This is a genomic window from Kosakonia sp. S57 (assembly GCF_016516575.1).
In the GTDB taxonomy this organism is placed as follows: Bacteria; Pseudomonadota; Gammaproteobacteria; order Enterobacterales; family Enterobacteriaceae; genus Kosakonia; species Kosakonia cowanii.
On the sequence record NZ_JACVUL010000019.1, the window covers coordinates 1 to 17,320 of the forward strand.

Genomic DNA, 17,320 nt, shown 5'->3' on the forward strand with positions numbered 1-17,320 from the left:
GACAAGGGGAGCGCGGCCGCTTCCCTTGTCCCGTTCACCGCACATGAGATTAATGGAACTCCAGAACCCGTAGTGAACGGAATAATTCCACCAATCCAACATGCCATGCACATTGCCGGATGGCGCTGGCGCTTATCCGGCCTACGCCGTTCCAGCGGGCTTCGTTTTGGTAGGCCGGATAAGGCATCGCCGCCATCCGGCAATCGGTGATAATGCCGGATGACGCCTACCGCTTATCCGGACTGGGTGATTGGCGCGTTTTTGTAATTTACCGCGCGAAGGTCTCCACCTTCTCAAACGCCGCATAGAGTTTGTCGGCGGTGACTGCCACCGGCAGCGCATGGATCGACTCCACCGGGCGCAGGGTATGGGCGATCACCTTATCCAGCTCGGCGCGGTTATGAATATCCACCTCCAGCTCCGCAAGCGTAGTCGGCAGGTTGAAACGCTGATAGGCAGCCACAAGCTGCGCCAGCACGTCGTCCTGGCCGAGCAGGGCGCTCTGCACCAGAATGCCGTAGGCGACTTTCGTGCCGTGCAGGAACTTCTCCGTTTGCGGCAGCACCGTCAGCCCGTTATGCACCGCATGCGCTGCCGCCACGCGGGTATAGCGCTCGCCAAGCCCGCCGACCATGCCGCCACCGGCGATAATCGCATCCACCACATCGCGAAACGCCTGCGTTACTTCCCCGCGCTGTTGATCGGCCAGCGCCGCTTCACTGCTCTCCAGCAACACATCGCGGATCGCCAGTGCGTTGTTAATGCCAAGACGCACCGTCAGCGGTAAGTTTTCCGGCTGCGGTGCCAGCACGACCGCTTCATACCACTTCGCCAGCGTATCGCCGATGCCTGCCAGCAGGTATTCCACTGGGGCATTAAGGATGATCTGCGGCTCGACCAGCACCAGAAAATTAGCGTCATCGAAGATCTCAAAATGGAGCGCCTGACCGGCGTCGTTATACCAGACCGACAGCGGCGTCCACGCCGCGCAGGTAGCGGCAATGGTCGGGATCGCCACCACCGGCAAGCCGAGACGGCGCGCGACCGCTTTTGCCGTATCCAGCAGTGCGCCGCCGCCAACGCCGATTACCACGCTGCGATCCGTGCCCGCCTGCTGAACCAGCTCTGTCACATCATGCTCGCTACAGTGGCCTTTAAACAGCAGATGTGTGGCGCCAGGCGCGTTAACTGCTTGTGGCAGAAACGGTTTTGCGGCGGCAAAGGCGCGCTCACCATAGATCCACACCGCGCGGGAAAGCTGTTCGGCAGAGTAAAAATCCGCCAGCCGCGCAAGGCTGCCTGGGTGGGAGTAGTAGTTGGCGGGGCCGGGTACAACGCGGATATCGGTGCTGCTCATATGAGGTGTCCTTAAAGGTGATCGCTAACCCGATGTTATGTCTGGACATCCGGATGGCTAATATTATTTCGCTTTAACTTATGCCTTTTCTGTCGTTGCCAGTCAAGCGAGGCTGTGAAAAATTCGCTAAATCAATCTATTAATCGCAGGTATTCACGCGCTATGGGAAGCAACCTCCTCGAAATGCGTGGCATGCGCCTCGCCTTTGGCGGCTTCAACGCACTGTCGAATGTCGACTTCACCTTGCGGGGCGGTTCAGTACATGCTTTAACCGGCGCAAATGGCGCAGGCAAATCGACCCTGATGGCGGTGCTGTGCGGCACTTATGACCATTACGAAGGGGAGATCGCCATTAACCATCAGGTGGTGCCGATCCGCTCCCCGCGCGACGCGAAACAGCTCGGCATTCACCTGGTGCAGCAGGAGGTGGACGTTGCGCTGGTGCCAGGGCTGAGCATCGCTGAGAACATCATGCTGGATAAGCTGGCAGAGGGCGGGCACCGCTTTCGCTGGGGTGAGATCCGCCGCCAGGCACGCGACGCGCTGGCACAGCTCGATGTAGCGTTTGACGTCACCCGCGCCATCGACAGCTGCACGCTGGCGGAAAAACAGCACATCTTACTGGCACGGGCGCTCTCCCATCACTGCCGCTTTTTGATCCTCGACGAGCCAACCGCGCCGCTCGATCAGCATGAGAGCGAGCGCCTGTTTACGGTGGTCAGACGCCTGCAACAGCAGGGGATCGGCGTGGTGTTTATCTCCCATCGCATTCATGAGGTGAAGGCGATTTGCGACACCCTGACGGTGCTGCGCGACGGCAGGCTGGTGGAGTCCGGGCCGATGACGGCGCTCAGCGGCGACGAGATTGTTGAGAAGATGCTTGGTCATGAACTGAGCGATATCTACCCGCCCGCGCGCCCGCCGCACAGCGACGAACTGCTACTCAGCATTGATGGCCTGCACGACGAAGGGCTGCTGAAAGATATCTCGCTGCGGTTGCGTAAAGGCGAAATCCTTGGCATTGCCGGTCTGGCGGGCGCGGGCAAAACCGAGCTGTGTAAAGCCCTGTTTGGCGCGAGCAAAAGCCGTGTTACGCGCGGCGAGCTGAACCATCAGCCGTGGCGCCCGCGGGATCCGGCTGATTCGGTGACGCGCGGCATGGCGCTGGTACCGGAAGAGCGGCGCAAAGAGGGGATCTTTATCGATGAACCGATCAGCATGAACCTCGCCGTCAGCGCCGATCGCACCTTTTCGCGCTGGGGGATCTTTGCCCATCGCCAGGCGTGGCGCTGGGCGCAAGAGGTGATTGCCCGCGTCGGCGTGCGCGCCACTGGCCCAGGCCAGATGCTGCGCCGTCTCTCCGGCGGCAATCAGCAGAAGGTGGCGATTGGCAAGTGGCTGCGCGGCCAGGCGAACGTGGTGATTTTTGACGAGCCGACCAAAGGCGTCGATGTGAAGGCGAAAACCGACCTCTTCCAGCTGATCGACGGGCTGGCGCGCGAGGGCAAAGGCGTGATTTACGCGTCGGGTGAATTCGCCGAGCTGGTGGGTTTGTGCGACCGGATTTGTGTGCTGTGGGATGGGCGCATTGTGGCAGAAGTGCAGGGCGAGGATGCCCGCGAAGAGACACTCCTTTACTATTCCACCGGAGGAACGGCCCGTGAGTAAGGCCCTTTCAGTCAGTGCGGCGGCATCCCCGCGGCAGCAATTTTTCGATTTTCTTTATAAGTGGGGCATGTTGCTCACCGTGGTGGCGCTGGTAGCCATTTTTGGCATCGCCTCGGACAACTTCCTCGATCCCAATAACATCATCAATATCCTGCGCTCGATCGCCATCGTCACGGTGATTGCCGTTGGTGTGTCGATCTCGCTGACCATTGGCGGGTTTGATCTCTCCGTCGGTTCCACCGCATCGCTGGCGAATGCGCTGGTGATTTCACTCTTTGTCTGGCACGGCTTTGACACGACGGAGGCGATCCTTGTGACGCTGGCGCTCTGTACGCTGGTCGGCCTGTTTAACGCTTTTCTCATCGTCGTGCTGCGCATTCCCGACATGCTGGCGACGCTCGGCAGCCTGTTTGTTATTCAGGGTGTGGCGATGACCTACAGCTACGGCGGATCGATTACCGAAAACATGGTGCTGCCGAGCGGTGATATGGCGGAAGGGACCATTCCGGCAGCGTTTTCGCTGCTCGGTCAGGTGCCGACCATTGTCATCATTATGCTGGTGGTCACCGTGGTGGCGCAGCTTGGCCTCTCACTGACCACCCACGGCCGCCGGATGTACGCCATTGGCGGCAACCCGGAAGCGGCGCGCCTCTCGGGCATCCGCACCACGCGCTACAAAGTGGCAGCGTATGTGATTGCCTCGCTGCTGGCGGGGCTTGGCGGGATTTTGCTCGCCTCGCGCATCGGCTCCTCGCAGGTGAATGCGGGCGGCGGGTATTTGATGGATGCGGTCGCTGCGGCGTGGATTGGCTTCTCGCTGGCGGGCTCGGGGAAACCGAACGCGCTCGGCACGCTGGTCGGAGCGGTGATCCTCGGCGTGCTCTCTAACGGGCTGGTGATGCTGTCGGTGCCCTATTACGCGATGGACATTATTAAGGGGCTGGTGCTGGCCGGTGCTCTTGCGTTGACTTACTTCCAGCGTCGTTAACTTTCAGGGGAAACAGAGATGAAAAAAATTGCACTTTCACTGCTGGCGCTGGGATTACTGAATGCGCTGCCGGGCCACGCCGCCACGCCTGCGCCGGTTCCGGAGGCCATCGCCAACCATAACGGCCCGGTGCGCATTGCGCTGATCCGCAACCTCGGCTCTGATGACAACACCACCCAGTTTGTCGCCGGTGCGTTGCAGCAGGGTAAAAAACTTGGCTTTAAAATCAGCACCTTTTTAAGCAACGGCGATGACGCCAAATTCCAGGACTTCGTTAACCAGGCGATCAGCCAGAAGTATGACGGCATTATTCTCTCGCAGGGGCGCGATCCCTACTCGACGGATCTGATCAAAAAAGCGGTCGCTGCCGGGATCAAAGTGGCGGTGTTTGATACCGCCGTTAAGGGCGAAATTCCCGGCGTTACCGTGACGCAGCAGGATGACGCCTCGCTGACCAAACTCTCCTTCGGCGAGCTGGTGAAAGATTTCAACGGCAAAGCCAACATTATCAAACTGTGGGTCGCCGGTTTCCCGCCGATGGAGCGCCGCCAGGCGGCCTATGCCGAGCTGCTGAAAGCGAACCCGGGGATTAAAGAGCTGGAGTCGATTGGTGCCGTCTCTTCCGATGTGCAGGGCGACACGGCTAATAAAGTGGGCGCGGTGTTGGCGAAATACCCGAAAGGGCAGATTGATGCCATCTGGGGCACCTGGGATGCCTTTAGCCAGGGGGCCTATAAAGCGCTGAAAGAGAATGGCCGCACCGAGATCAAGCTCTACAGCATTGATGTCTCGAACCAGGATCTGCAACTGATGCGCGAAGCGGGCAGCCCGTGGAAGGTGAGCGTGGCGGTAGATCCGAAGCTGATTGGTGCCACCAACGTGCGCCTGATCGCTAATAAGATTGCCGGTGAACCGACGCCTGCGACCTACGATTATAAAGCCGCCGCCATTCCGCAGGCGCTGCTCGCCAGCCAGCCTGGCGCGGTGAATGTGGCGTCGCTCGGCAAAATCATTCCGGGCTGGGGCCAGACGCAGGACTTTATTGCGCCATGGTTTGCGACGCTGGAAGCGAAGAATAAATAGTTTGCACCACGAGCCGGTTTTGTAGGCCGGTGCGGCATTGATTGCCGGATGGCGCTGACGCTTATCCGGCCTGGAACGGCGTATCGCAACAAGCAATTGCGGTGAATCCGTTTGCCGGATGGCGCTTCGCTTATCCGGCCTGGAACGGCATATCACGTCGAAGGATAAATCATGGCAACTGATCTTCCACGCCCGGACTACAGCCGCAATATGCGGTTGATTGCCCACAGCGACCAGGGCGGTCGCCCGGACGGTGTCCAACTGATGGTGCACCGCGGCTTTGCCTATATCGGCCATATGGTGTCGCAGGGCTTCTCAATCGTGGATGTCCGCGACCCAAAGAACCCGAAACCCGCAGGCTATATCGCCGCGCCGCCCGGCACCTGGAATGTGCATCTGCAAGCCCACGACGACCTGCTGCTGGTGATCAACGCCCGCGATCTCTTTGCCGACGCCCGCTTTGCCGATGAAAAGGTTTACTACACCCGCTCGGTCGGCGAGACCGTAAGCGATGTGCAGGATAAAGGCTGGAGCGCCGGGCTGCGCATTTTCGATATCTCCACGCCGGACAAGCCGCGCGAAATCAGCTTTCTCTCGCTTGAGGGTATCGGCATTCACCGCATCTGGTACGTCGGCGGGCGCTGGGCTTATGTCTCGGCGCTGATCGACGGCTTTACCGACTACATCTTCCTGACCATCGATCTCAAAGACCCGCGCAAACCGGAGGTGGCCGGGCGCTGGTGGCTGCCGGGCATGAACCAGGCAGCAGGTGAAACGCCGGGCTGGGAAGAGGGCAAACGCTACGCGCTGCACCACGCGATTATTGCCGGTGATACCGCCTATGGCAGCTGGCGCGACGGCGGCCTGACGCTGCTGGATGTGAAAGATCGCACCCAACCGACGCTTATCAGCCACCGCAACTGGAGCCCGCCGTTTGGCGGCGGCACCCATACCGCGCTGCCGTTGCCGGATCGCGATCTGCTGGTGGTGCTGGATGAAGCGGTGCTCGACAATCAGGAGGATGGCGAGAAGCTGATCTGGCTGTTCGATATTCGCGAGCCCGCTAACCCGGTCAGCATCTCGACCTTCCCGCAGCCGGATGAGATCGATTATGTGGCGAAAGGGGCGCACTTCGGCCCGCACAACCTGCATGAGAATCGCCCCGGCAGCTTTATCAGCTCAACGCTGATTTTCGCCACCTACCAGAATGCCGGCGTGCGCGCCTACGATATCTCCAACCCCTATCGCCCGGTGGAGACCGGCGCGCTGGTACCAGCGGCACCGGAAAAAATGATGGATACCCGCCCCGGTCGCCCGCGCGTGATCCAGTCCTGCGATGTGTTTGTTGATGCGCAGGGGATCATCTACAGCACCGACTACAACGGCGGCTTGTCGATTATTGAGTATCTGGGGTGAGCGAAGCGCCGGAGGGGCGCTTCGTTATCGGGATTACGAATATTGCCGCACGCGGGCAATTAACTCATCGACGCTATCAATGCGATCGGCAATCACAATCAGCGCTTTGCCAAGGGAGAGGGCATGGCGCAGGCAGGCGTGGCGCATCTCCTCATCTTTGATGGTGTCGATATCCGCCACGTGCGACAGCCCAACGCTGCGGCGGATAAGCTCAGTGCCGCAAAAACCAATCGCATCGGTCCACACTTTTTTCAGAAATGCCGAGGCGTAGCCCGGCTGCGCCAGCGCCGCGTCCTGCGTTTTCTCGGTTGCTAACGCCTGGAAGCGCTCGGCAAAGGTTGCCCACAGGGTCTGAATATCGATCAGCCGCTGCTCGCGCGCCGCCGCCGCATCGCGAATACCGAGATGGCCCGGCAGACCACAGTAGTTGAGCAGCAGGTTGCCGATGGCGGTACCGATATCAAAGCCAACCGGGCCGAAATAGCCGAACTCGGCGTCAATCGCCTTCAGGCTACCGTCGGCAACAAAAATAGAGCCGCTGTGAATATCGCCGTGCAGCAAGGCTTCAGCGTGAGAGAAGAAGCGGTGCTTGAGCGAGGCGACGGCTAATTTTAGCTGCGCGTCATCGCGCAGGGCGGCGACGTCCGCTTCCAGCTCGGCCGGGTAGTTATTGCGCTCGTGGATCTGGTAGGGATCGTTGAAGAAGAGATCTTCGGTGATCTCGCACATCGCCGGGTTAATAAATTTCGCCACCTGCGCTTTTTTCACGTGCGGGTGGAGGTAAAAATCGCTGGTGTGAAACAGCGTCTGCGCCAGGTATTCACCTAACTGCGTCGCTGCCTGCGGATAATAGACATTACGAATCAGTTCGCCGCGCCAGATGTGGTGATCGGAGAGATCTTCCATCACCATCACCGCCAGCTCCGGGTCGAAATGAAGAATATTGACCGTGTGCTGCGGGCAGTGCTTGTAGTGTTCGACCAGCGTTTGCGCTTCGAGACGCGCGCGATCGAGCGTTAGCGGCCAGGATTCACCGACGCAGCGCACATAGGGCAGCGCCTGTTTGACGATGACACGGCTTGTGCCATTGCGGTCGAAAATTTTGAATACCAGATTGAGGTTACCGTCGCCCACTTCCTGCGCGTCAACCAGTTCGGAGGGATCGCGAAGGCCGCCAAATTGTTGTGCATATGCCACGGCATCACGGGCGGAAAAGGTATGGTATTGCGACATTGCCTCGATCCTCTTTTTGCGATTTAAGCCATTTAGACGTCTATACATCCGCTTTGCATCCTGACACAATACGCCACATTAACGCAACAGGGATTTAACGATATGCCGTCATTACAGACCACCAGCCTGCGCATCGCCGAAAATCGTTTATTTATTCTCGACCAACAGGCGTTACCGCAGGAGAAACGCTGGCTCGCCGCCGATTCGGTAGATGACCTTGTCGGCCATATTCACGCGCTGCGCGTGCGCGGTGCGCCGCTGATTGGCCTCTCTGCCAGCCTGCTGCTGGCGCTGCTGGCCGCGCGCGGTGAGAGCCGTGAACAGCTGGCGCAGGCGCTGGAAACCCTGCGCGCAGCGCGCCCGACGGCGGTGAATCTGATGAACAATCTCGACCGCGTGAAGCAGGCGCTGGCGCAGGAGAACTGTGCCGATGCGCTGATGACGGAAGCGCTGCGGCTGGTGGAAGAGGATAAACAGCTCTGCGACAACATCGCCCAGGCGGGTGCTGCGCTGATTACACCCGGCAGCCGCATTTTGACCCACTGCAACACCGGCGGGCTGGCGACGGCGGGCGTTGGCACGGCGCTCGGCGTGATTGCGCTGGCGCATCAGCAGGGCAATATCAGCAATGTGTGGGTGGACGAGACGCGCCCGCTGTTGCAGGGCGGGCGGCTTACCGCCTGGGAGCTGGGCGAGCTGGGCGTGCCGTATCAATTGATTACCGATTCGATGGCCGCCAGCCTGATGGCGAAAGGTGAGGTGGATGCGGTGTGGGTCGGCGCGGACAGGATTGCCGCCAATGGCGATGTGGCGAACAAGATTGGCACCTATTCGCTGGCGGTGCTGGCGACGTTCCACAACGTGCCGTTTTATGTCGCCGCGCCGCAAACCACTCTCGATCCCCATTGCCCGAACGGCGAGGCGATCCCGATTGAGCAGCGCGCCGCCACGGAAGTGACCGGTGTTGCGGGGAGTTTTGGCGCGGTGCAGTGGGCGCCGGAAGATGCGCAGGTGTACAACCCGGCGTTTGATGTCACCCCCGCCGCGCTTATCAGCGGTTGGGTGCTCGACAGCGGCGTGGTAACGAAGGCCACGGATCTTTTTGTGTAGTGCATAAAACGTTGCCGGATGGCGCGTAAACGCTTATCCGGCCTACGCCGTTTCAGTGCATCCTCACCCGTAGGCCGGATAAGGCGCAGCCGCCATCCGGCAATGGGGTTTCAGCGGCTCCGCACCCGTAGGCCGGATAAGCGCCAGCGCCATCCGGCAATATCAAACCGCTGCATCACGCAAACGGATGCTGCAAAACCACTTCACTCTCTCTTCTGTTGGCCTGCGCCTGCGTGGCGGTGTCATCCTGCCCTTTTTCATACCGCGGTGGGGTGATCGCCGGGTAAACAAAGCTGCCTACTTCGCTGCACTGCTCCGGATCTTCATCCCCCGCATAAAAGAGATAATACTGATTCGAATCCGGGAAGAAGGCCAGACTGTCGCCGTTGCGAAAGGTGGTGCTCCAGAAGGGCACGCCCGCTTTGGTATGCGCCCGCTCTTTGCCCGCCGCGATCTGAAAATGGTCGCCCCACTTCATGGTCGTCAGGCTGTAATCAAAAAAGGAGATGGTCAACGCGCCGCGCGTCGGGCAGTTCAGCCTTACCGCATCGTCGGCGCGGGCGGTGGCAATAAACATCAACAGCAGGAAGAGGGTGTATTTCATGGCAAGCGGGTCCGGCAAAAGCAAAGCATGAGGGTAAAGCATTGCCGCGTATAAACCCGTAAGAAAATATGTCAGAAAAAGAGAAAGGGAATCAGGATGTTAAGAAAGGGGTGTATTTGTTGAAACCGTATAGGTTTTGTTGAGCTAAATATGATAATAATTATCAAAACCATAATATTCTCATTACCATCAGGGCTCTCCTTTCTATGCATGGAAAAATCCGCACTACGCTGCTTCTCGGCGCGCTGCTCACGCTGCCCGTTCTCGCGCAGGCCACGCAATATCCCCTTACGGTGACCGATTTTAGTGGTCGCAAAGTGACGCTGGATCACGAGCCGCAGCGCGTGATTTTGCAGGATGGCCGCGACATCATGACCCTCGCGCTGCTCGATCGCGATAACCCGTTCAAACGCCTGGTAGCGTGGAACAACCTGGCGAAAAAGCAGGATGTAGAAAGCTGGAAGATGCTGAAAACCCGCTGGCCGGAATCTGCCAGCATCCTCGATATGGGCTTTAGCGACAAAGGCAATGTCGATCTCGAAAGCGTGCTGGCCAAGCAGCCGGACCTGATGATTGCCCAGCTGCGCGCGAAACCATCGCTGACGGACAGCGGCGTACTCGACAAGCTGACGGCGCTGAAGATCCCGGTGGTATTTGTCGATTATGAAGTGAACCCGGCGAAAGATACCGCGCCAAGCGTCGACCTGCTGGGCAAAGTCCTCAACCGTGAAAGCAACGCCGAAGCTTATACCACCTACTATCGCCAGCATCAGCAGGCGATCACGCAGAAAACTGCCGCCATTACGCCAAAACCGAAGGTGTTTGTCGAAGCGCTGGCGGGTAATGCCGAAAGCTGCTGCTTTACCCACGGCCACAGCGGCTGGGGCGGGCTGGTGGAAGCGGTGGGCGCAACCAACCTGGGTTCAGAACTGCTGCCGGGCGCTACCGGTTTTATCTCCCTTGAGAAGATCATCAGCGTCAGCCCGGATGTCTACATCATGACCGGCTCCAAACGCGGTAACAGCCAGGTGCTGCCGCTTGGCCTGAATGTTTCGCAGGACGAGGTGAACAAGCAGGCGCAGGTGCTGCTGAGCCGTACCGGCATCAGCCAGATCCCGGCGGTGGCGCAGAAGCACGTTTATGGTGTTTATCACCACTTCTACAACCACCCGTATAACATCGTGGGCATGGAGTATCTGGCGAAGGATATCTACCCGCAGGCGTTTGCCGATCTCGACCCGAATGCGACTTACCATCACATCATCAAAAACTTCACCAAACTGCCGGATGACGGCTTTGTTTACAGCTGGCAGCAGGGCAAATAACCACCATGAGCACCACTCTTGACGCGGGCGCGTTGATGGATAACTACCGCGCGATAATTCGTCGTCGCGTTGGTCTGCTGGCGCTGCTGGTGGGGTTGATTATCGCCTCGATGCTGCTCGACTTTACGCTCGGCCCCTCCGGCCTGTCGCTGGATGTGCTGGGGCAAACGCTGCTGCATCCGCAGAGCGTGGATGCCGGAACACGGGTGATTGTCTGGGATATCCGCATGCCCTATGCGCTGATGGCGATTGTCGTCGGCTTAACGCTGGGGCTGGCGGGGGCTGAGATGCAGACCATCCTCAATAACCCGCTCGCCAGCCCGTTTACCCTCGGCGTTTCGTCGGCGGCGGCCTTTGGCGCGGCGCTGGCGATCGTGCTTGGCATCGGCATTCCTGGCATCCCCGCCCAGTGGTTTATCTCGGCTAACGCTTTTATCTTCGCGCTGCTGGCGGCGCTGCTGCTCGATGGCATTACCCGCTGGACGCAGGTGGCGACCTCCGGCGTGGTGCTGTTTGGTATTGCGCTGGTCTTCACCTTCAACGCGCTGGTGTCGATGCTGCAATTTATCGCCAATGAGGACACCCTGCAGGGGCTGGTCTTCTGGACGATGGGCAGCATTGCCCGCGCCTCGTGGGAGAAGCTCGGCATTCTGCTGCTGGCGCTGGCGGTGATTATGCCGCTGTCGATGCTCAGCTCCTGGAAGCTCACCTCCCTGCGTTTAGGTGAAGATCGCGCCATCAGCTTTGGCATCAACGTGCGACGCCTGCGGCTGACAACGCTGCTGCGCATCAGTATTTTGTCGGCGCTGTCGGTGGCATTCGTCGGGCCGATTGGCTTTATCGGCCTCGTAGCCCCGCACATTGCCCGCATGCTGTTTGGCGAGGATCACCGCTTCTATCTTCCGGGCAGTGCGCTGATCGGCGCGCTGGTGCTGTCACTGGCGTCGATTGTCTCTAAAAACCTGATTGATGGCGTCATCATCCCGGTCGGCATCGTCACCTCGCTGGTCGGCGTGCCGTTCTTTATCACCATTATTGTGCGCCACCGGGGGAGTGTATGAGCCCGCAGTCCGGTTTATCCCTGCGCGGCTTCAGCGCGGGCTACCACAAACAGCCGATTATTCAGGATCTGGCGATTGACCATCTGCCGCGCGGCAAAGTGACGATCCTGCTCGGGCCGAACGGCAGCGGCAAATCGACGCTGCTGCGCGCCATGGCCGGGCTGAACAGAGCCCAGGGCGAACTGCTCCTTGATGGCGAGGATCTGCTGACGCAGCCCTTCGCCAGACGCGCCGAGCAGGTGGTTTACCTGCCGCAGTCGCTGCCGGCGGGCGTGCATCTGCATGTGCTGGAGTCGATTATCGTGGCGCAGCGCGCGTCCGGTGGCCTGCACAGCGCAGAGCAGCAGGCGCAGGTGATGACACTTTTGCGCCAGTTGGGCATCGAGCACCTGGCGCTGCACTATCTCGATCAGCTCTCCGGCGGGCAGAAACAGCTGGTCGGTCTGGCGCAGTCGCTGATCCGCCAGCCCACTTTGTTGCTGCTCGATGAGCCGCTCAGCGCGCTGGATCTTAATTATCAGTTCCACGTAATGGATCTGGTGAAGCGCGAAACCCAGCGCCGCAATATCGTTACCGTAGTGGTGGTTCACGATATCAATATCGCGCTGCGCCACGGCGACCATGTGCTGATCCTGAAAAAGGGCCAGTTGGTAGCCGACGGCGATCCGGGTGAGGTAATCACCCCAGACACGCTGGCGGAGGTGTACGGCGTGCGCGGGCGGGTCGAGCCCTGCTCGCAGGGGATGAAACAGGTGATTATCGACGGTTTAAGCTGAGCGTAAGCCGCCGCAGCGCGATCACCAGCGCTGATGCGGGTTCTGCGCATAGTTGCGCAGCACCTCAGCGTAGGGTGCCGTGCGGGCATCGGGGTTTTGCACAATAGACTCCAGCAGCACGGCAAGCGCGGCGTCGTGCTCGCCGAGATTATGCAGGCAGATCGCATAGAAGGGCGGCACTTCGCTTGCCTGCGGCCAGCGGTCGATAATCTCCGCAAACTGCGCTTTCGCCTGCGGGTATTTCCCCAGGCAGCGCCACGTCGAAGCAAGGCCAAAGCGCGCTTCAAACTCATCCTCATCGCTAAGGCCAGCCTCAATCGCCGCGAGGTAATACCCTTCGGCATCCCGCTCATGGCCCTGGTTATCAAACGACCAGGCGATATTGAGCAGCGCCTGCGCGCGCAGCGCCGGTTCATCGGCAAGTATCTTTAACGCTTCGCGGCTCTGCTCATGCTCGCCCGCTTTTCGCAGCGCAATCGCTGCCTGCAACCTGCTCTCCATTCGCCTCTCCTTAAAAATGTTGAGGCTATGTTATAAGCGAGGCGGCAGGCAGCCACAAGGTTAGCGCGCGCTGACCCGCCAGATGGTGTTGCCCGCATCGTCGGCAATCAGGACGCCGCCCTGCTTATCCATCGCCAGGCCAACGGGAAGGCCGCGTACCTGCTTCTCGTCATCGGTAAGAAAACCGCTCACCACCGGCTGCGGTTGCCCGACCGGTTTGCCGTTTTCAAACTTCACCCACACCACCTGATAGCCGTTAAGCGGCTTGCGGTTCCAGCTGCCGTGCTCGCTGACAAACGCGCCGCCGCGATATTGCGGCATATTCTCGCCGGTGTAGAAGAGCAGGCCGAGCGGGGCGACGTGAGAGCTGAGCGCGTAGTCAGGCTTAATCGCCTGCTTCACCAGATCCGGGCGCGGCGGCTGGACGCGCTCATCCAGATGCTGACCGAAATAGCTGTAAGGCCAGCCGTAGAAACCTTTATCCTGCACCGAAGTCATGTAATCCGGCACCAGATCGGAGCCAATCTCGTCACGTTCGTTGACGATCGCCCACAGCGCACCGCTTTCCGGTTCCCACTGCAACCCTGTCGGATTACGCAGGCCGCTGGCGAAAATGCGGCTCGCTCCTGTTGCGGCATCCACTTCCAGCACCGCCGCACGGCGATATTCCGCGCCGATCCCGTTCTCGGTGATGTTGCTGTTGGAGCCAACGCCGACATAGAGCTTGCTGCCATCGGGGCTGGCGAGCAGGGATTTGGTCCAGTGGTGGTTAATCGGCCCACCCGGCAGTTCCGTTACCACTTCGCCCGGCGCGGTGATGGTGGTTTGCCCCTCCTGATAGGGGAATTTTACCAGGCTGTCGGCATTCGCCACCCACAGGGTGTTGCCAATCAGCTGGATACCGAACGGCGAGTGCAGGTTTTCAATAAAGGTGTGCTTCTGCCATTTGCCGTCAACATTGCGCAGCAGGGTAATGCGATTGCCGCCGGGGCCGCCTTTGCCGGAGGCTTTCTGCACGATGCCCATAATCAGCTGTTTCGGGCGCGTGGTCGGCTTCGCCGGGCCGTTAGCTTCCGCCACCAGCACATCGTTATTTGGCAGCACATAGACCTGGCGCGGGTGTTGCAGGCCATCGGCAACTTTCTCAATCTTCAGCCCCTGCGCCACTTTTGGCATCTCTCCCTCTTTCCACGCCACCCCTTCCGGCACCTGCATCGGCGGCATCAGGAAGTTTTGCGCTTTCGGCAGTTCAGGGTTTGGCCCCACTTGTTTGGCAGGATCGAGGCTGGCGCCCTGATCGCAGCCGGCCAGCAGGGCGGTGAGCGTAAAGGCGAGGAGTGTTTTGCGGTGGATTCTCATGCGATCACTCCTTTGCGGGTACGAAGGGCAAGCTGAACGTTAGCAATCAGCAGCAGCGCCACCACGGCGGTGGAGAGGATCACCCCCAGCGGCACCACGGCGTAGGCGTCGCGGCTGTGGACAAAGGCGTTAAAAATCGCCAGCACAATGGCAAGCAGCCAGAGCCAGAAGTGGATTTTTACCGCCGCCGTCGCCAGCGGGCGTTGGGTGAACCACACCTGCACCAGGTTGATTAGCCGCGGCACAATCGCCAGCACCAGCCCGATGGCGATAAGCCAGCTTGCTGCGTCGGTCCACATAATTTGAGAAGATTTGAGGTAGAGAATATCGAAGATCCACGCGGCGGTGAAAAAGCCGAGCGGCAGGGGGTTTAACAGTTCATAGAGCGCAATGGCGACCCGCGATGGTCCGGAGGTAGTTTGCATTGGTCTTCCTTAGTGAACGGGGGATCGGGAAGTGACCACGACTCAAGCCACAGAACGTGCCTGATAAAGGGTAGACAAAATAATGTGAAAAGGCGGTTTGTTAGCAGCGTTGTGCGCCATAACGCATTCTGCATAGTTATAAGTTTCGAGACGGGAATATTCACTTTACATTGAGTTATTGATAATGATAATCGGTCTCAAATTGTTTCTTATTGTTCTTATTTGATGTTGTTACGGATGATCTTCGCCCGTGCGGCGAGATATTACATTGAGGGTTGTTTGCATGCGATTTTCCCCTTTATATGGCGCGCTTACTCTGATCATCGCGTCGCCGCTTTATGCGCAGGATGCGACAAGCAGTGAAGAAGACGTGGTTGTAACGGCTACGCGCACCGACGGCTCGCGCAATGACACCCCGCAGGTGATCAAAGTGATCACTGAAAAGGAGATTGCCCAACAGCGCCAGCTCACCTCCGATACCTCGCAGATCTTAAGTAATCTGCTACCGTCGTTTTCGCCGTCGCGGCAGAAGATGTCCGGCAGCGGTGAGACGCTGCGCGGGCGTACGCCGCTGGTGATGATTGACGGTATTCCGCAATCCAACCCGCTGCGCCCGACCGGGCGTGAAATGCACACCGTCGATGCCTCGATGATTGAGCGCATTGAGGTGATCAAAGGGGCCAACACCAGTAACGGCGTGGGCGCGACCGGCGGGGTGATTAACATCATCACCAAACGGGCGAAACCGGGCACCGCCAACCAGCACTTCAGCATCGAAACCACCACGCCGACCTCTGAACTTAATCACGATACGCTGGCCTACAAAACCAACTACAGCATCAATGGCAGCGAGGAGTATCTCGACTACCTCTTTGCCCTCAGCTATGAGGATCAGGGGTTGTTCAAAGATGCGAATAATCACGCCATTGGCGTCGATAACACCCAGGGTGATTTGATGGACTCCCGCGCGTGGGATCTGCTGGCGAAAGTGGGTTACTGGCTCGATAACGACCAGCGCGTGCAGTTGAGCCTTAACCGCTACCGGCTGAAAAATAAAGATAACTATGTCAGCGTTACCGGCGATCGCGACGCGGGCAGGTTGACCACCTCACGCAAAGGCACGCCGGAAGGCACCGCGCCGCATAACGATGTCTGGACCGTCGGCACCACCTACGACAACTACAATCTCGCCGGGATGAAGCTGACCGCGCTGGCCTACTATCAGCGCTACGAAGCGCTGTTCGGTGCCACCAACTCCTCCTCCTTCCAGGACCCGCTGATTGCGCCAATTGGCACGCTCTACGATCAGAGCCGCGCTTACACCGATAAGTACGGCAGCAAAATCGCCCTGACGAAAGATGATATCTGGGACGATCGCATTAAGGCGACGGTGGGCTTCGACACGCTGTTTGATAACTCGAAACAGGATCTGTGGAGCACCGGGCGCACCTATGTGCCGGAGATCAACTACACCGATCTCTCGCCTTTCCTGCAACTGGAGTACGCGCCGGTGGAGTCGGTCAAACTGAGCGGCGGCATCCGCTACGAATATGCACGCCTGAAGATAGACAGCTATCAGACGGTGTGGGCCAACGATCGCGTCACGGTCGAAGGGGGCACGCCATCGTTCGATGAAACCCTCTACAACGCCGGGGTTGTCTGGACACCGGTCACGCCGCTGAGCCTGTTTGCCAGCTACAGCGAAGGCTTTACCGTGCCGGATGTCGGCCGCGTACTGCGCGGCATCGACACGCCGGGGGTGAAGCTGAGTGATTACAACAGCCTGCAACCGATCATTACCAAAAACAGTGAAGTCGGCTTCCGCGTCCAGCAGGCGCCGTTCGATTTTGAGGCCAGCTACTACAAATCCACCTCTAAACTGGGCAGCCGCGTCGAGTTGCAAAACGACGCCTTTGTCGCGCGACGTGAGAAGACCGAGATCGATGGCGTTGAAGTAAGCGCGGGCTATGCGCCGAACGCTGACCACAAGCTGACGCTGGCGTGGTCGCATATGCGCGGCCGTTACGACAGCGATGATAACGGCAGCCTTGATGCCAAACTCGACGGGCTTAATATTGCTCCGGATCGCATCATCGCCAGCTGGTCGGCGAACTGGAACACCGAACTGAGCACCTTCTTGCAGGCTAACTGGGCGCTGAGTAAGAAGTTCGACGACGAGGAGAAGGACTTCTCCGGCTATGCGATTGTCGATGCGGCAGTGGGCTATAAGCTGCCTTACGGCCAGCTGAGCCTTGGCATCTCTAACCTGCTCAACAAGCAGTACGTCACCTACTACTCGCAAAGCGCCTCGGTCGATCCGGATCGCTACTTCGCCGGGCGAGGCCGCACGGCCACACTCGGTTACAGCCTCAACTTCTGATGGTCACCGCTCCCCTCGCGGGAGCGGCAACGTA

Annotated in this window: 15 protein-coding genes; 9 read left to right on the forward strand and 6 right to left on the reverse strand. The window is 59.2% G+C overall.

What is annotated here, in order from left to right; translation table 11 throughout:
* Nucleotides 1–268 precede the first annotated feature (268 nt).
* Nucleotides 269–1,357 carry an oxidoreductase gene (locus IAE48_RS17425; protein ID WP_200135118.1) on the reverse strand — a complete coding sequence of 363 codons (1,089 nt, stop codon included), beginning with the start codon at nt 1,355–1,357 and terminating at the stop codon, nt 269–271.
* 162 nt (nt 1,358–1,519) lie between these two features.
* Here IAE48_RS17425 and IAE48_RS17430 point away from each other — a divergent pair, with 162 nt between their 5' ends.
* From IAE48_RS17430 to IAE48_RS17445, 4 genes are all read left to right on the forward strand, one after another.
* Nucleotides 1,520–3,025 carry a sugar ABC transporter ATP-binding protein gene (locus IAE48_RS17430; RefSeq protein ID WP_200135119.1) on the forward strand — a complete coding sequence of 502 codons (1,506 nt, stop codon included), beginning with the start codon at nt 1,520–1,522 and terminating at the stop codon, nt 3,023–3,025.
* On the forward strand, nt 3,018–4,013 hold the full coding sequence (locus IAE48_RS17435; protein ID WP_023479978.1) for an ABC transporter permease: 996 nt from the start codon (nt 3,018–3,020) through the stop codon (nt 4,011–4,013). The genes IAE48_RS17430 and IAE48_RS17435 overlap by 8 nt, the downstream gene beginning before the upstream one ends.
* Nucleotides 4,014–4,031: 18 nt before the next feature.
* Nucleotides 4,032–5,096 carry a sugar ABC transporter substrate-binding protein gene (locus tag IAE48_RS17440; protein WP_200135120.1) on the forward strand — a complete coding sequence of 355 codons (1,065 nt, stop codon included), beginning with the start codon at nt 4,032–4,034 and terminating at the stop codon, nt 5,094–5,096.
* Nucleotides 5,097–5,267: 171 nt separating this feature from the next.
* Nucleotides 5,268–6,512 (forward strand): LVIVD repeat-containing protein, encoded by a 1,245-nt coding sequence (locus IAE48_RS17445; RefSeq protein ID WP_200135121.1) that lies wholly within the window; start codon nt 5,268–5,270, stop codon nt 6,510–6,512.
* Between the two features lie 33 nt (nt 6,513–6,545).
* Here IAE48_RS17445 and mtnK read toward each other — a convergent pair whose 3' ends face one another.
* Nucleotides 6,546–7,745, reverse strand: coding sequence for an S-methyl-5-thioribose kinase (gene mtnK, locus IAE48_RS17450; RefSeq protein WP_094420525.1), 1,200 nt, complete (start codon nt 7,743–7,745; stop codon nt 6,546–6,548).
* Between the two features lie 102 nt (nt 7,746–7,847).
* On the opposite strand from mtnK, the gene mtnA reads away from it, so the two are divergent.
* Nucleotides 7,848–8,855 carry an S-methyl-5-thioribose-1-phosphate isomerase gene (gene mtnA, locus IAE48_RS17455; protein ID WP_094420524.1) on the forward strand — a complete coding sequence of 336 codons (1,008 nt, stop codon included), beginning with the start codon at nt 7,848–7,850 and terminating at the stop codon, nt 8,853–8,855.
* A 175-nt stretch (nt 8,856–9,030) separates the two neighbouring features.
* Here mtnA and IAE48_RS17460 read toward each other — a convergent pair whose 3' ends face one another.
* Nucleotides 9,031–9,459 carry a hypothetical protein gene (locus tag IAE48_RS17460; protein ID WP_094420523.1) on the reverse strand — a complete coding sequence of 143 codons (429 nt, stop codon included), beginning with the start codon at nt 9,457–9,459 and terminating at the stop codon, nt 9,031–9,033.
* Between the two features lie 206 nt (nt 9,460–9,665).
* Here IAE48_RS17460 and IAE48_RS17465 point away from each other — a divergent pair, with 206 nt between their 5' ends.
* The 3 genes from IAE48_RS17465 to IAE48_RS17475 are packed head-to-tail and all read left to right on the forward strand — an operon-like array spanning nt 9,666 to nt 12,621.
* Nucleotides 9,666–10,784, forward strand: a complete 1,119-nt coding sequence (locus tag IAE48_RS17465) for an ABC transporter substrate-binding protein (RefSeq protein ID WP_200135122.1) — start codon at nt 9,666–9,668, stop codon at nt 10,782–10,784.
* 32 nt (nt 10,785–10,816) lie between these two features.
* The gene (locus IAE48_RS17470; RefSeq protein WP_023480010.1) at nt 10,817–11,845 is read left to right on the forward strand and encodes an iron ABC transporter permease; all 1,029 of its coding nucleotides are present in this window, start codon (nt 10,817–10,819) and stop codon (nt 11,843–11,845) included.
* A complete protein-coding gene (locus IAE48_RS17475) occupies nt 11,842–12,621 on the forward strand; it encodes an ABC transporter ATP-binding protein (RefSeq protein ID WP_200135123.1) in 780 nt (259 codons plus the stop codon). The genes IAE48_RS17470 and IAE48_RS17475 overlap by 4 nt, the downstream gene beginning before the upstream one ends.
* A 21-nt stretch (nt 12,622–12,642) precedes the next feature.
* Here the strand turns inward: IAE48_RS17475 and IAE48_RS17480 are convergent, their stop codons facing one another.
* The 3 genes from IAE48_RS17480 to IAE48_RS17490 are packed head-to-tail and all read right to left on the reverse strand — an operon-like array spanning nt 12,643 to nt 14,906.
* Complete coding sequence (locus IAE48_RS17480) at nt 12,643–13,122, reverse strand: tetratricopeptide repeat protein (protein WP_200135124.1); 480 nt, start codon at nt 13,120–13,122, stop codon at nt 12,643–12,645.
* Between the two features lie 60 nt (nt 13,123–13,182).
* Nucleotides 13,183–14,481 carry a sorbosone dehydrogenase family protein gene (locus IAE48_RS17485; protein WP_200135125.1) on the reverse strand — a complete coding sequence of 433 codons (1,299 nt, stop codon included), beginning with the start codon at nt 14,479–14,481 and terminating at the stop codon, nt 13,183–13,185.
* Nucleotides 14,478–14,906 carry a DUF2231 domain-containing protein gene (locus tag IAE48_RS17490; RefSeq protein ID WP_200135126.1) on the reverse strand — a complete coding sequence of 143 codons (429 nt, stop codon included), beginning with the start codon at nt 14,904–14,906 and terminating at the stop codon, nt 14,478–14,480. Before IAE48_RS17490 ends, IAE48_RS17485 begins: the two co-directional genes overlap by 4 nt.
* A 283-nt stretch (nt 14,907–15,189) precedes the next feature.
* Between IAE48_RS17490 and IAE48_RS17495 the strand changes: the two genes are divergently transcribed.
* Nucleotides 15,190–17,286 carry a TonB-dependent receptor gene (locus IAE48_RS17495; RefSeq protein WP_200135127.1) on the forward strand — a complete coding sequence of 699 codons (2,097 nt, stop codon included), beginning with the start codon at nt 15,190–15,192 and terminating at the stop codon, nt 17,284–17,286.
* Nucleotides 17,287–17,320 lie beyond the last annotated feature (34 nt).

What these genes read in the sequence shown, in the direction of transcription:
- IAE48_RS17425 (WP_200135118.1), bottom strand. Translation starts at nt 1,357, where the DNA reads ATGAGCAGCACCGATATCCGCGTTGTACCCGGCCCCGCCAACTACTAC.
- IAE48_RS17430 (WP_200135119.1), top strand. Translation starts at nt 1,520, where the DNA reads ATGGGAAGCAACCTCCTCGAAATGCGTGGCATGCGCCTCGCCTTTGGC.
- IAE48_RS17440 (WP_200135120.1), top strand. Translation starts at nt 4,032, where the DNA reads ATGAAAAAAATTGCACTTTCACTGCTGGCGCTGGGATTACTGAATGCG.
- IAE48_RS17445 (WP_200135121.1), top strand. Translation starts at nt 5,268, where the DNA reads ATGGCAACTGATCTTCCACGCCCGGACTACAGCCGCAATATGCGGTTG.
- mtnK (WP_094420525.1), bottom strand. Translation starts at nt 7,745, where the DNA reads ATGTCGCAATACCATACCTTTTCCGCCCGTGATGCCGTGGCATATGCA.
- mtnA (WP_094420524.1), top strand. Translation starts at nt 7,848, where the DNA reads ATGCCGTCATTACAGACCACCAGCCTGCGCATCGCCGAAAATCGTTTA.
- IAE48_RS17460 (WP_094420523.1), bottom strand. Translation starts at nt 9,459, where the DNA reads ATGAAATACACCCTCTTCCTGCTGTTGATGTTTATTGCCACCGCCCGC.
- IAE48_RS17465 (WP_200135122.1), top strand. Translation starts at nt 9,666, where the DNA reads ATGCATGGAAAAATCCGCACTACGCTGCTTCTCGGCGCGCTGCTCACG.
- IAE48_RS17475 (WP_200135123.1), top strand. Translation starts at nt 11,842, where the DNA reads ATGAGCCCGCAGTCCGGTTTATCCCTGCGCGGCTTCAGCGCGGGCTAC.
- IAE48_RS17480 (WP_200135124.1), bottom strand. Translation starts at nt 13,122, where the DNA reads ATGGAGAGCAGGTTGCAGGCAGCGATTGCGCTGCGAAAAGCGGGCGAG.
- IAE48_RS17485 (WP_200135125.1), bottom strand. Translation starts at nt 14,481, where the DNA reads ATGAGAATCCACCGCAAAACACTCCTCGCCTTTACGCTCACCGCCCTG.
- IAE48_RS17490 (WP_200135126.1), bottom strand. Translation starts at nt 14,906, where the DNA reads ATGCAAACTACCTCCGGACCATCGCGGGTCGCCATTGCGCTCTATGAA.
- IAE48_RS17495 (WP_200135127.1), top strand. Translation starts at nt 15,190, where the DNA reads ATGCGATTTTCCCCTTTATATGGCGCGCTTACTCTGATCATCGCGTCG.